The organism is Bacillus sp. HMA207 (assembly GCF_003402455.1).
Classification (GTDB): domain Bacteria; phylum Bacillota; class Bacilli; order Bacillales; family Bacillaceae_G; genus Bacillus_A; species Bacillus_A cereus.
On the sequence record NZ_BEZT01000001.1, the window covers coordinates 2,086,700 to 2,100,944 of the forward strand.

Sequence of the window (14,245 nt, forward strand, 5' to 3'; positions counted from 1 at the left end):
TATGGTGGCGAGAAAAGCTATTCGATGGGTTAAGGGCATTAGAAAATAAAAAGGAGAGAGAATCTATGAATCAAGAAGAACTAGATAAAAAACTAAAAAAGCAAGAGATTTTAGTAAAAGATGAGAAAGTTTGGTCCTATACGTATGAAGATCATATTAGTTCTATCGTTAAAGAAGCAGAAAAGAAAGGGTCTTTTGATCATTTACCTGGTAAAGGGAAACCTCTTAATCTTGATAAAGATCTTTCGTACAATCCTGAAAAGCAACTTTATAGAACTTTAGCAAATAATCATGTTTTACCTAGGTGGATTGAGCTTTCAAAAGAAATTGACGATTTAAAAGAAAAGCTAAAAGAAAATACAAATACTGCAGAAACAGCGGATTTAATTCGAACTATTAATAAAAAGGTATTAGAACATAATCTACTTTGTCCACCAAGCGCGCAAAAAATGAGGGTGAAAATGGATTTTTAACGATTTTCAATTGAGCTATCGCTTACTATATAATTAAGTTAGGCATTTTCAATTCATTACTAAAGGGAGGCAAATGTAGTGAAGAATACGTATCAACTTCAAATTCCGAAAGAACTAGAACAGTATCGTAGTATTTTAGAAGAAAGTGTGAAACCGTATGTTAAAGTGTCTGGAACGCAAGCAGAGACAACGCTTTTTGAAAGTAAGTTTGGTGGATATCCGTATTTACCTATAGATCAAGAGCATCCTAAAGACTCAAACGGACAACCTATGATGCTACTTGCGCAGTTAAACCTTGAAGAAATACCAAATATTGAACATATGCCTCAACATGGAATGTTACAGTTTTTCATAAGTGCTGAAGAAGATCTTTTTGGAGCAGATTTTGATCATCCAACAGTCCAAAAAGACTTTCGAATTATTTATCATTCTACAATTATAGAAGATTTAAATAAGGTTATTACTGATTTTAGTTATTTAAACACTTTAGATTTAGAGAATTTTATCATACCCGAAGCAGCAAAACTAAAGTTTGAGTTGGCATATCAACCAGTAACACCAAGAGATTATCGATTTGAAATGATTTTTAGTGATAACATTGATTGGGAAGAAATTGTTGATGAAGAAAATAATACAGAATTAGGCGAACTGTATGATGATTTATGTAAGGATCAAGGACATAAAATTGGTGGTTATCCATTTTTCACACAGACAGATCCAAGGGAATGGGAAGAAAAATACCAGCAACATGACATATTATTGCTGCAAATCGATACAGACGATTCATTAAATATTATGTGGGGCGATTCTGGGGTTGCTAATTTCTTTATACGTAAGGAAGATTTGTTAAATCTAGATTTTTCCAATGTCATTTACAATTGGGATTGTTACTAGAAGATATAAATAAAATAATAGCAAACAAAAAATCTTCCTGAAGGTGAGGAGGATTTTTTTATGTTAAAAATAAGCGTTATGTTAACTAGGATAAAAAACAATGAGTGTAATGAAAGTCAAGTCTAAATAACAGAAATAACAACAAATAATGTAAAGTTGTAAAACATGTGCAAATAGCAATAAATTCATTAAGTAAAACATAAAATAAAATTACTAATTTATATTTTGTATAGAAATAATTTTTCTGTATAAAAATTTCTTGCCAATCAAAAATGTTTTTAATTCGTTAAATCTTAAGCGATTATTGATTAAGATTTGCTGTGATGAATTTATAACAAATAAAAACGATAAAAACTGAAGAAATTTGTTTAGATAAGATTTCATGTGAATCTCACTAAAAATCTCTGTTCCGTCTCATTAAGTATAGTTTACTTGGTTTTTGATACCTGATATTACTTTGTTTCTATAACTGCCTATAATATATATTATGTCTACTAGAAAAAAGTAATAAACTTATTATAGGTTAGTTTCATTTGGTATACTTCCCTTTTCTTTATTTATTAGTGAATAGTTCGTTGATGCAGGATTAGCGTAAATAATCATTAATAAAACATAATAAAAAGCAACTTGCTTTGAATTTGACTAAACTATATTTATAATTTGTTTGCTTTAGCAATTACTTTGATTTCAATTAATAATTCATCGTGAATTTTAATTTTATAATTGAACTTGTTTGTGAATTATTCGATTATCATTACAATTATTCTTTTTCTTGAAAAATATTGTATTTACGCTTTAAATGTAAACCTTTATCTTTATAAATCCACCGTGAAAATTTATTAACATTATTTTTACCACTTAGGTAAATACGATATTGTTTTTCTTTGTCAACAAAACTTAATTGGAATTTATTATTCTCAAGGATATCTTTAAAAGAATTCATAAAATTATATGATCCACCAACAAAACTAACAAAGTATTTGTGAGAGTTAACATGACCATCCCCATCAAAATACCCACGAACAAAATGATGCAAATATTCTTCTGGTACAAAAGGAAATTCGATGTTAAATGATTTACATGGCATAATTCCGTGTATGTTCATAAGGTCGTCTTTTATTGTTTTGCTATTAATATTTAGCATATATACGCCTGTTTTTTTGTTTTGATAAAGTGGCTGGTTTGTTTTTAGTTCTTTTTTTATATCTTCTAAAATATAACTTTCTTTTTGAGATATACTGACACATTGATTTTCTTTCTGTATAACACCATCTGCTGCTATAAACCCTAAAATATAAGCCATATTGTTTGACCACGTTTTAAAATAATCTTCTGTTATGTCATACTTTCTCTTCCAACTCCCTATAGCGCGTCTTGGTACGTTATTGTCTGATAAAACCATACGAATATACCTTGCAGACACATTAGCGAGCATGGCGATTTCTGCGGTGCTCTTCCCTTCAGTATACAAATGCATGATTTCAGATTTTGATAGTTTACATTTTGATTTCTTTTTTCGCTCTATGTGCACTTACATCCTCTCCTTCCTTTCTTTTATTAGAGACATATTTTCTTCTATAACATACAACGAAACGTATGTTCTTTGTTGCGTATAAGAAGGAATTTACTAAATAAAAACAATTTACATGTACTTAATATTTGTTTTAGCTGCCACTGTGCAATTTGTACTTTATAGATACAAATAATGAATTTGACGAATTTATGAAATACAAGGCAATTTAGATGAAAGGTAAAATAATATAGTTTAAACTACAAATAGCCACAATAACAACATACGTAAATTGTTAATCGTAAAAAGGAGAACGAATGAATAAGAAATATACAAATCAAATTCATACTGATATGAGTTTTAAACCGAAAGATATTATAAGTTTAATGACGGATTACTTTAAAATAAAATCAAAGCTGCGTCCTATAAAGGATTTGCCTATCGTTTTATCAAATAAAGATAATGAATCGTTAGAGAGTGTTACATGGTTTGGCCATTCTGCTTCTCTTTTGAAAATAGAAGGTAAAAAACTATTATTAGACCCTATGTTTGGAGATGCCTCTTCCCCATTTCCTTTGTTTAATAGTAAACGCTATAGTGGTACTTTTTCTTTAGAACGTGATGACCTTCAAGAAATTGATGCGATTATCATTTCTCATAATCACTATGATCATTTGAATTACAAAAGTATTATGCAGTTAAAAGATCGCGCAAAGCACTTTTATGTTCCAACTGGAGTTGCACAATATCTTATTAAATGGGGTGTTTCGCCTAGTAAAATTAGTGAACATAATTGGTGGGACGAAATTACATTTGATAATATTAAGTTAGTTTGTGCTCCTGCAAGGCATTTCTCTGGACGAAGTATGACAGATAGAGATTGTTCATTATGGTGTTCATGGCTTATCCTTGGTCAAAAGACTAAAATTTTCTTTAGTGGCGATAGCGGTTATGCCCCTCACTTTAAGGAAATTGGTGATAAATATGGTCCATTCGATCTTACATTGATGGAATACGGACAATATGATCCGAGGTGGTCTGCGATTCATATGTTGCCTGAAGAAACTGTACAAGCTCATATTGATGTACAAGGAGAATTACTTCTTCCGATTCATTGGGGTGCTTTTACATTAGCATTACACGAATGGAGTGACCCGATAGAACGTGTTACGAAAGAAGCTAACCGTTTAGGAGTTAAAATTACAACGCCTCAAATTGGTGAATCTATTACGTTAAAATCTACAAATTATCCTTCATCCGCTTGGTGGAAGGAAATTTAATTTTAAAATATAAAAAGAGCGAATCCTCTTATAAAGAATTCGCTCTTTTTTCTGTATTTAAACTTATTTCACAATATTGGATTTCCCACTATCTAAAACTCTATTTGCTGGTACACTGGACATTTCAACCACTGTATTCATACTCTTATCAGTCAGTTCAATGAGTTCGTTTTCATGTTTTATTTTATTTAAATCCCACACCATCCCATGAAATTCATTATGTTGACCACTTACCTGTATAATGCTTTTTGTTTTATTTGAAGGCTGTATTTGAAGGTTTGTAAATTGATTCCCACTAATTTCATTTGGCGTAGTTACTTGACTATCCATATAAATCATATTTACACAGTCTTCTAAAGAAAAGTTCATAAAACGATTGGCATTTATCCAAGCTTGTCCGGTGCTCGGTTTTTTCGCTACTAATTTCAGTCCAGTTTCCATTCCTACAACTTTAATATTTTCGAAGTTAACAAACGAAATTTCATTTTCTTTTCCAGCAGAGTATAAAGAAATTCCGGTACCTTTATTCGTTTCCGTCCAATTGATAATATTTATATCTTTTATTTGTGTTTTGTTCCAAGTGTTATAATATTTATTTTTACCGTCTAAATAAATAACTTCAGAGTTAAATTTAGGATCGTCAATAGTTATATACGCTCCTTCAATGGATGCGTTTTTCTCTAGTTCTAAAACTCTAAAGTTTCCCTCAACTACAAATTGGGATCCGTAACCAAATAATAATTTCACACCTTTTTTAACAATGATTGGTGACGTGATTTTATACTTTTTATCATCAAGCAATACAGTTTTAATTTTACTAGACTCTGCTTTATTGATAGCAGATTGTATTTTTATTGAATCATTTTCCCCTTTAAAGTTTTCTACATACAAGTTAGTACTTTTAGCTGCATAGTCTTTTTTGTTGTATTGATAAAAAGCAAAAATAATTAAAACTATACCAATGAGTAAAACAATTATTTTCTTCATCGTACTCACCCCATATCGATTAATCTATGGCTTTTATATTCAGGTTATTATTATTTTGCTTTGTATTTCAGATTACCATTGCTGCTTTGTCTATTAATCCCTTCCTCTATCCTTAATAAGCTCTTACTGGCGATATAAGATGTACTGCTGCAGATTGCTCTCCTGCTTCAATCAATATCGGTCGCATAGAACCTCCAAAACTTAAAGTAATCGTTTCTTCTTTTATTGCTCTTAAAGCATCAACCATAAAACGCCCATCGAAAGATATATTTAATTGTTTTTCACCTTCAATCGCATCTATTTGTTGCGTTTCAGATATTTTCCCAATTTGAGAAGCGTTTGAAGAAATTTTAATTGTGGATTCGTTTATGATTTCTAAGTTAACATTGTTATTAACCCATTCACTTGCTAATAAACTTGATCGGTCTACACCTTGTAATATCTTTTTTCTATCTACGTTAATAATCGTTTTAAAATCATTTGGAATAAGGTTAGAAATATTAGGATATTTCCCTTCAATTAGTCTTGAATATAATGTAGTTGTTCCGAGCGTAAATATAATATGACTCTCTGAAAGGTAGATATATACGAATTCCGAATTGCTGTTCATTAATTTTAGAAGTTCACTAATGGTTGCGCTTGGTACAATACAATTTGCTTTTACATCTGAGGAAAGTAATGTTTCGCGTATCGCTAGTCTATGTGAGTCAGTTGCAGCGCAAATTAACTTATTATTAGATAACTCTATATGCACCCCAGTAAGAACAGGTCTAGATTCATTTTTTGCTACCGCAAAGACTGTTTGTTTAAATACTTCAATCAATTGCTCTGTCTCTACCTTGATTTCTGCATGATTGTCTATAAGCGGTACATTCGGAAACTCATCTGCAGGAAATCCATTTAAACTTAATGTGATTTCTTCTGATTGTATCTTAATAGTTTGCTCATTCTTACTTTTTATTGCGATATCACTTGGCATTTTCTTTATTATTTCAATGAAATACTTTGCAGGTACAACAATAGTTCCTACCTTTAAAATAGTTGCAATCTTTTCGTCTTCAATTGAAACAGGAATGAATTTTTCAATAAAAATATTTGAGTTACTTGCAATTAAAGTAATTCCAGATTGATCTGCAGTTATTTTTATACCAGATAATATAGGAATTAAAGATTTTGTTGATATTGCTTTGTTGACTTCTGAAAGTGCTTGAGTGAATTGTTTGTGATTAACGATAAACTCCATGTTTCCCCCGCCTTACATGAGATAATATTTTTATGAAGATTGATGAACGATTGTTCCGTTAAAAAAATAAGGTACTGTTTCTTTCTTTTGTAATAAATATAGTAAATGTTCTGGTATGCGTAAATACGGTGCTGCTATATGTAATTCCATCCAAGTAATCTCTTCGATTTCTTTTGGCCTTGATATATATGTCTCCCCGCCGATTATTTCGCCTAGAAAATTAAAGAAAATTGCATGATGATCTCTTTCCTCGAAAAAGGCTTCACTGATAGAACAAATCCCGTTTACGTTTATATGTAACCCTGTTTCTTCTTTTACTTCTCGAATTACTGCTTCTTCTAATGTTTCTCCTAGTTTAACTGCGCCACCTGGTAATGTATAATAAGAACCATTTTCCCCTTTGTTTTTTACCATTAAGATCTTTTCATTTGTTTTATCGTACAAAATCGCGTATGTAACATTAACTTTTTTCATATGTACCTCCTCTATTTTAAATAAAAGGAATTTTCTGCCTTCTATTCATTCTACCATTAACTCCTTTTAATATATATAAGTTAGTTAAGTCTTGCCTTTACCGCTATTGTTGGAGTTAATAAGAATAGGCTACTGATATAAAAAAAGAACGTACCTTAGGAAGATTATCCAAAGTACGTTCTTGCAGTTTTAGTATAAAAATTGATTCAATTAATACTGAAATTAATAATAACCTCGCCCTTATTGCATTTGTATTTCAAATACTAACGTTAACAAATTCTATATACTTTTTAACCGTTTTTCTAAATAATAATGATTATGTCCTTTCGGATGATCTTCACTTACTCCAATTACTTTATATCCATGTTTCTTATAAAAATCAGGTGCTTGGAAACTAAAAGTATCTAAATTAATTAACCTACACCCTTTTTCAATTGCAAATTCTTCAATAAGCTTTATTAACTTGCTTCCGTAACCTTCATGCCTATATTCTTCAGAAACCCATAGAAAGTCAACGTGTACATGGTGCCAAAAAGTTATTGCTGTTACCCCACCTACTATTTCTTCTTTTTCATTTCTTACTATGAAACTAACCTTTTCTGAAGGTGTTTTTTCTTCATCTGCAAGATATTTTTGATTGTATTCAATTACTTTCTCTCTTATGTAATCACTATCTTCTTGTACCCACTGCTGTACTATTTTCATTTTAAGTGTCACGCTCCTTTTTACTTATCTATTCAATTTTATAATGAAATTGTCCTGTCTTTAATAAGTTCGTAAAGAAGCAAAGTTAATGGAATAAAAAAGAGCCCTAACATGAGGACTCTTTTTAAAATTAAGCTACTTTCCGATGTAAATGTTTTAGTTCCTTTTTCTTTTCTACATTTGGTGGACGGATTAATATTGAAATAATGAAGGAAATAACACTTAAAATACCGATTATAATGAAAGTTGGTTGAAATCCCCCAAGTATCGCTCCAATAAATGATCCTGCAAGCGCACCAAATCCAAAACCTTGGTAGACAATCCCGTAATTTGTACTATGGTTTTTTAATCCAAAAAAATCTCCGACAATAGCTGGGAATATAGTTATATTACCGCCGAAGCAAAAGGCGACACTTGCTACACAAGCAAAATAGATTCCGTAATTTAGCGGAATAAAACTTAAAGTAAAGACTGACAAACCTATAATAATAAACGTTGCAGAGACAATTTTCATTCGGCCGATTTTATCTGATAACGTCCCAAGAATGATTCTACCTACTGTATTAAAGATCGCAATCATAGCAACGGCGTTTGCAGCGGTTGCTGCGCTAAGTCCAACAAGTTGTACGCCGATATCTTTTACCATACTGATTAAATACAAACCACCCATACACGAGGTGAATAACATAAAAAATAGCAGATATACTTGTTTCGTTCGCATCATTTCACGCGGAGTATAGTCATTGTGTAATGTTTCAGTTACAGCATTACTTACAATTGCCTCACGTAAGAAGAACGATCCGATTAACACTAAAAGTAACACGATAATACCCCAATATAAAAATGCTTGTGATACACCAAGGTTATCGATAAGATTTCCGTTTATATATCTAAAGATTAAGCTGCCCATTCCATACGCTGATACAGATATACCTGAAATAAGCCCTTTCCGATTTGGAAACCATTTAATTAAATTAGATAGTGATGTAATATAAGCTGTTCCATCCGCATAACCAACAACGACACCAGCTAATAAATATAATAGTGGTAAAGAAGAAACTTGTGAACTAAGTATTAAGCCGAGTCCTAAAACAATTCCTGCAGTAGCAATAAGTTTTCGAAGTCCTAATTTTTTCTGCAACTTGGCTGCAAATAAAGTTGAGAATGATAAAGAAAAACTTGTTATGGAGAAAGTTATCGCTACTGAATTAAGATTCCATCCAAACTTACTTACAAGGGGTTGATTAAATAAACTCCATGTATAAATTGTTCCAAGGCCAATTTGAACAATGATTGTACCTAGAACAATTAGTAACGGATTTATAGAAGTTTGTTTCATACTAACTGTCCCCTTCTTTTATCTTGACATGAATTTTCACAGTTAGTATATCCATCATAAATTGCAAGATACTGTACGGAAAATGGTAATTAAGTTCATATACACAAAAAGACACTTCATAAAGAAGTGCCTTTTGCAGGTTATATCAGATGTTTCTAAAGAAAGCTTTGTTAAGATAAGCCATTTTCAAATGCTTATGTATATATGTTATCAAATAATTTCTTATATGTGATGAGACTTAAGACGTATTTTTCATTCATCATATAGTCGGATGAAAAATTAATATTCGATTTCATCAAAATCTTTCGGCTGCGGTACAGTTTGCATATTAGCTGCATCTTTAGGATCGCTATAAATCGCATTTTGCTCTGTATTTACATCTTTTATATTTTGTTTTTTATTTTTGTTCACTTTATCTTTCACTTTCAATCACTCCTTTTTGTTATAGGAGTAATTATGCCCTATTACCGTTACTAAATGTATCAGCGACTAAATTACTAAATTCACGTAAAATTGTCCTGTCGTTCGTTTCTTCTAATCCGTGCGAATGTGTTACTAAATGTCTTATCGTCGTTTTACTAAGCAATGCAGGATCAAAGTCTTTAAAATATTTTATCGCTTCATCATCAATAGAGTTTATTTTTCCCTCATAAAGCGCATACGCTATCATTAATCCTAAATAACTTTTTCTAGCAGAAGCAACGTTAAATTGTGAAGATTCTGTTACTTTCTTGCTTGTAGATGTATTTGAGTGATAACCACTATAATGCTCTAGTACGATTTTATTATCTTTTATAATACAAAGTGCTGTAGCAGAACTATGATTTTTTTCTTTTATATCCTCTACCCAAGAAATCAACTTATCATATGTATACAAATAAATCCCCCTTAATACACATCAAAATTACAGCATGAAAGAAAAGTGCAAAATAATTTTCACACCTTTCTTTCATGTAAAATAGCTTTGATGTTCTATACTTAAATGATCCACCAGTTCCAGCAATTAAAGCAACTGAAACATCCTGCGCATCCTATACATCCACCGCAACGACCTGCACAACCACCACATCTACCGCCACATCCACCGCAACGTCCACCGCAACCGCCACATCCGCCGCAACGACGTGCATCGTCTTGAATGTAATAGTATGGATATTGACTTTGTTGTTGATCCCAATACACAACATTGCCAGTTTGATAATCATTAAGGTTTAATGATTGTAGTTCTTGTTGAAACTGATTCATTATGAAACCCTCCATTTATAAATGTAAATTCCGTCCAAATATTAAAGTTAATAAATTCTTTTAAACAAAGTAGAAACAAGACTATAGACTAAATGCGTACATCAACAAAATATGAACTTACACTAGGTGATGTACCTTGTTTTTTAGCCTATTTTCTTTATATTCATTCGATGGACGTATTTACTATAAATAAAGTGATTTAAAAATTACTAATCCAACAATTTAGGAGTTCATCATTTAACTTACTTTCTAGTAATTCCTTTACTAAAGGCATTGGCATGATTTCATAATGATTTAAGGCTTCTTTATTATAAGCCATCCAGTGAAATGCTAAATGAGACTCGCTAGATTTCGGTGTTAAGTCCGTATGTAAATCTTGTGACTCTACTTCAAAAATGTGGTTAATTTCATGATGAAGAACTTTTTTATCTTGCCATTGATTTTCTATGACGCCTAAAAATTGTTGTATACTACAGTTTACTCCAAGTTCTTCTCTTAACTCTCTTTTTAATGCATTCTCTGCTGATTCTCCAATTTCAACATGGCCACCAGGTAAAAAATAATGATGGCCGATATATTCAGCAACTAATAATTTTTCATCTTTTATCATGACTGCTCGTACAATATGATGAAATTTACTTTTCAATTGATATTCCTCCTAGTTATTTAATGTATAGTTTCTCAAAATAGTCATTTAGTATTGGTATAATATAAATCATAGGTGTTTCATACGGATGAATATCATTAATAACTTCAAGAGCATCTTTTACAAGTTCTCGTTTACACTTTATTTCAACTTTACATTCTTATCCTTCGCATATTTGACCAATTTCTCCATTAAAAGGAGATGCCTCTTCTAAAGGTCTCCAATATCCTTTCACTGAACTATAGGAAAGACAATGGTCATATTCGCCCGTTTTACATGCTCCAGTTTTATTTAATTCATCCCTTAATGTTTCAATATATTCTTCAGGAATGAACACTTCAATTTTCACTTCAGTAAATTGCATATTTCATTTCACACCTTTACTTCTTAATAGTTAAACAAATAAACGGTATACTTGCTCACCATCATACTCCTGTCCTAATGATATGAAACCATATCGTTCATATAATTTCTTTGCAGAGAGATTATCTTTATGTACGGTTAATCTTATTTCTTTACACGATTTAAAAGTATTTTTTATTATATTAATACTTTCTTGTAATGCTGCTTTTCCATAACCATTACCTTGTTGCGATTGATCAATAATAAATCCGTTAATCCAATACATATCCGATGTCTCTATTACAACAGCATGCATAACAAAACCAACCATAAGGTCACCATCGTATATAGCGAATGGTATGTACTCTACATTGTCACCATCTGGTTTTATATATACTTTAGCAAGTGAAACTGCTACAGCGGGGACAAATTTTCTTTGATCTTCTTTAACTTGTAACTTTAATGCATCTTCCCAATTGTCTCTCGTAACAACCTTTAACTGGACATTCAATATTGTAAGCTCCCTTATATAGAGGATGTATGTTTATATTCAACGTAGTGAAATAATTCCCTTTTTCGACAACAACTTATAACATGATTTTTATAAAATCTTGAATGAATTTTTGTTCATCTATTTCTAGTGCTATATGGGCTCCATCAGATATAGAGCTAGGGCGAAAATCAGCAAATGTTTGTCCTTTCGTATCTCCGTATGTATCTACATTTACTGTACGATGCACAAATTCAAAAAAACTTGGATTTACTAATCCGCTTATTGCAACCACATCATGTAGCAAAGGTCCTTCCATAGATGGATTAAGTTTTTGGTATGCGGATAGGTAGTAGTCATACATTGGTTTCATTATCATATGAAATGGATTCTTTGCATTAGCTTGAATATAGTTAAATACATTTGGTGTTAACACAGCTTTGTTTGTTACATTTAAAGGGAATATGAATAAATTCTTTGCTTGATGGAAAACAATTTTACTTGCTATCGGATCTCCATACACGTTTGCCTCTGCTAATGGCGTAACGTTTCCTACTTCTAAAAAAACACCACCCATGAAATAGATTCCTTTTACATTTAGCATTAAATCATTCCATAAATTAAAAGCAATTGCTAACGAGGTAGATCTTCCTACATCAACAATCGTTAAATCTTTTCCGTACTTTATAAGAATCGCAGCAATACTGCCGAAATTATATATTGGAATAGATAATATATTTTCTGGAACATGGATGGGCCCTAATCCTTCTGCTCCGTGAATTTCAGGATAGTACGTAGTGATTTCTTCTGTAAGTGGTTTTGTTGCACCACTAATGACAGGAATGTCTTGTCTATTTGCTAACTGTAAAATATACGCTGCATTATGTGCAGCATGTATATGCTCAACATTTCCGTATCCGGTTACAATACCGACAATTTCAATTTCGGGATGCAGTAAACCATACATAATGGCAAATGAGTCATCAATACCTGGGTCTCCGAAAAATAATACTTTTTCCAAGAAATACTCTCCCTTCATAAAAACATAGAGTCATCAATAACTATGTATATGAAAAAAGCAAGTATATCTATGCGAATTTTAGAATGGATAATGTTTTACAAAACATTAAAAAGGAACTAGCGAATGCTAATTCCTTTCTTCAGTAACCATTCTCAAATTTAATTAATTATCGTATCCTTCATAAATTGCATCATTTATTAGATTTTGTGTTTTTTTATCATCAGGTACAGGCTTCCACCAATTTCCTGTAATAAATAACATAGTTAATAAATTATAACTATCACTAAAATAACTTTCTTTCTTATTCTTCATCCAATCCCAACCGCTATTTACCCACTTTTGATTATTGCTACTCGTTATACTTGCAGCAATAAACGGTGAAACAAATACAGCAGTTGAATAACTACCAATATTGGATCCGTTTAATTGATAACCATCCACAATTTTAGAAGGATTTCCATTCGTTTTATTTTGAATCCATGAAGAGACTTTATCAGAAATGACTTTACTTCTTTTCTCGCCGTACATCGCATAGTCCATTACAATTCTCAATGGTACCCGACTAGCATTGTAATAATATGCATTTGTATATTCTGACTCATCTAAGAAGTCTTTAGGTGCGGGTTGTGGTGGGTTTTTTACAACGAAATCTGAAATAAGTCCTGTATTTGGAGAGTACTTATTACTAAATTGCGTATAAACATCGTACAAATTATTAATAACAGTAAGCCAAGTTTTATCACCTGTAAATTCATAAAATGCTCTAAGGTGTGACATCATCCAATCAGATGGTCTCGTATCAAGTGAACTTTTAGAATCCCAATCTCCTAAATTTAGTCGGTTATTATTTGTAACATTACTAGCTTTAATACCTTTTGTAATCATGTCTTGTGCTTCTTTCAAATAATTAACTGTTCCATTAGATCCCCACTGCTTATGAGCAAGAAGAAGAGAATACGCAATATCTAAATCTCCATCAGTAGCAGAATCAAAATGACCTTGTGCTTTTTTACTATCTGCGACAACCCATCCCATTAAATTAGGATTTTGAGAGCTTTTAAAAGTTCTTGCTGTTTTAAATAAACCGTCATAGATTTTTTGAGCATTCGAATCATAACCAGCCATTAATACTGTAATTATCATCCCATACCCTTGACCTTCTGAAGTTCCAAGTGGCTTAAACCCATCAGCATCACCTGTAATCTCTCCTTTTACATAATAACCACCAGGTAAAGAAGATAAATCATTTTTCAAATATTTCTTTTTCCAATTATCGTAGTAACTTCTTACAGAAGCATTTAAACTTTCCTGTGTAACATGATTCGGTTTTATAACACCTGCATAATTAACTTGCTGGGGAAATGGTTTCATCTCCTTTGCAGCAGCTACTTGTTGATTAACTACGGGAATAGAATTTTGTATTGAATTGTCCGTTACACTTGCTGCGAAACTAGAATTAGAAAAACTAGCTAGTCCGATTCCTACAATAGAAATACATGTGAAAATTTTTCTTTTTCCATTCATTATGTTGTCAGCTCCTTTTAAAATGCTTACTACATAAAATGTAACATACAATATTTAACTGAAATACAAAAT

The 14,245-nt window shown here is 31.5% G+C and carries 15 protein-coding genes and 2 pseudogenes; 3 read left to right on the forward strand and 14 right to left on the reverse strand.

Going from position 1 to position 14,245, the window contains the following annotated elements; all coding sequences use genetic code 11:
- Positions 1-65 precede the first annotated feature (65 nt).
- Together HMAS_RS28055 and HMAS_RS10965 are read left to right on the forward strand one after the other, a co-directional pair.
- Positions 66-473 carry a DUF1992 domain-containing protein gene (locus HMAS_RS28055; protein ID WP_006929710.1) on the forward strand — a complete coding sequence of 136 codons (408 nt, stop codon included), beginning with the start codon at positions 66-68 and terminating at the stop codon, positions 471-473.
- Between the two features lie 78 nt (positions 474-551).
- Entirely contained in the window at positions 552-1,367 is an 816-nt protein-coding gene (locus tag HMAS_RS10965; protein ID WP_006929708.1) for a YwqG family protein, read from the forward strand.
- Between the two features lie 760 nt (positions 1,368-2,127).
- Here HMAS_RS10965 and HMAS_RS10970 read toward each other — a convergent pair.
- Positions 2,128-2,898, reverse strand: a complete 771-nt coding sequence (locus HMAS_RS10970; RefSeq protein ID WP_116344810.1) for an LAGLIDADG family homing endonuclease — start codon at positions 2,896-2,898, stop codon at positions 2,128-2,130.
- A 296-nt stretch (positions 2,899-3,194) separates the two neighbouring features.
- Between HMAS_RS10970 and HMAS_RS10975 the strand changes: the two genes are divergently transcribed.
- On the forward strand, positions 3,195-4,157 hold the full coding sequence (locus tag HMAS_RS10975; protein WP_116344811.1) for an MBL fold metallo-hydrolase: 963 nt from the start codon (positions 3,195-3,197) through the stop codon (positions 4,155-4,157).
- A 63-nt stretch (positions 4,158-4,220) separates the two neighbouring features.
- Here HMAS_RS10975 and HMAS_RS10980 read toward each other — a convergent pair whose 3' ends face one another.
- The 13 genes and pseudogenes from HMAS_RS10980 to HMAS_RS11035 all read right to left on the reverse strand — a co-directional run bounded on the left by HMAS_RS10980 (position 4,221) and on the right by HMAS_RS11035 (position 14,173).
- Positions 4,221-5,144 carry a hypothetical protein gene (locus tag HMAS_RS10980; RefSeq protein WP_044306484.1) on the reverse strand — a complete coding sequence of 308 codons (924 nt, stop codon included), beginning with the start codon at positions 5,142-5,144 and terminating at the stop codon, positions 4,221-4,223.
- A gap of 112 nt (positions 5,145-5,256) precedes the next feature.
- The gene (gene dnaN, locus HMAS_RS10985; RefSeq protein WP_116344812.1) at positions 5,257-6,387 is read right to left on the reverse strand and encodes a DNA polymerase III subunit beta; all 1,131 of its coding nucleotides are present in this window, start codon (positions 6,385-6,387) and stop codon (positions 5,257-5,259) included.
- Between the two features lie 30 nt (positions 6,388-6,417).
- Positions 6,418-6,861, reverse strand: coding sequence for an NUDIX hydrolase (locus tag HMAS_RS10990; RefSeq protein WP_000757608.1), 444 nt, complete (start codon positions 6,859-6,861; stop codon positions 6,418-6,420).
- 279 nt (positions 6,862-7,140) lie between these two features.
- A complete protein-coding gene (locus HMAS_RS10995) occupies positions 7,141-7,566 on the reverse strand; it encodes a GNAT family N-acetyltransferase (RefSeq protein WP_000706906.1) in 426 nt (141 codons plus the stop codon).
- A gap of 130 nt (positions 7,567-7,696) precedes the next feature.
- Positions 7,697-8,905, reverse strand: a complete 1,209-nt coding sequence (locus HMAS_RS11000; RefSeq protein WP_006929696.1) for an L-lactate MFS transporter — start codon at positions 8,903-8,905, stop codon at positions 7,697-7,699.
- A 279-nt stretch (positions 8,906-9,184) separates the two neighbouring features.
- Complete coding sequence (locus tag HMAS_RS27645; protein ID WP_000653680.1) at positions 9,185-9,328, reverse strand: hypothetical protein; 144 nt, start codon at positions 9,326-9,328, stop codon at positions 9,185-9,187.
- 76 nt (positions 9,329-9,404) lie between these two features.
- A pseudogene (locus tag HMAS_RS11005) lies at positions 9,405-9,782 on the reverse strand (serine hydrolase); the annotation flags it as partial.
- Positions 9,783-9,883: 101 nt separating this feature from the next.
- The gene (locus HMAS_RS11010) at positions 9,884-10,150 is read right to left on the reverse strand and encodes a heterocycloanthracin/sonorensin family bacteriocin (RefSeq protein ID WP_001071389.1); all 267 of its coding nucleotides are present in this window, start codon (positions 10,148-10,150) and stop codon (positions 9,884-9,886) included.
- Between the two features lie 199 nt (positions 10,151-10,349).
- Positions 10,350-10,796 carry an NUDIX domain-containing protein gene (locus HMAS_RS11015; RefSeq protein WP_116344813.1) on the reverse strand — a complete coding sequence of 149 codons (447 nt, stop codon included), beginning with the start codon at positions 10,794-10,796 and terminating at the stop codon, positions 10,350-10,352.
- Between the two features lie 16 nt (positions 10,797-10,812).
- Positions 10,813-11,160: pseudogene (gene cutA, locus HMAS_RS11020) on the reverse strand (divalent cation tolerance protein CutA).
- A gap of 30 nt (positions 11,161-11,190) precedes the next feature.
- Positions 11,191-11,649 (reverse strand): GNAT family N-acetyltransferase, encoded by a 459-nt coding sequence (locus HMAS_RS11025; protein WP_046392770.1) that lies wholly within the window; start codon positions 11,647-11,649, stop codon positions 11,191-11,193.
- A gap of 76 nt (positions 11,650-11,725) precedes the next feature.
- The gene (locus HMAS_RS11030) at positions 11,726-12,649 is read right to left on the reverse strand and encodes a nucleoside hydrolase (protein ID WP_025709391.1); all 924 of its coding nucleotides are present in this window, start codon (positions 12,647-12,649) and stop codon (positions 11,726-11,728) included.
- Positions 12,650-12,811: 162 nt separating this feature from the next.
- Complete coding sequence (locus tag HMAS_RS11035; protein ID WP_001013592.1) at positions 12,812-14,173, reverse strand: glycosyl hydrolase family 8; 1,362 nt, start codon at positions 14,171-14,173, stop codon at positions 12,812-12,814.
- Positions 14,174-14,245: the final 72 nt, after the last annotated feature.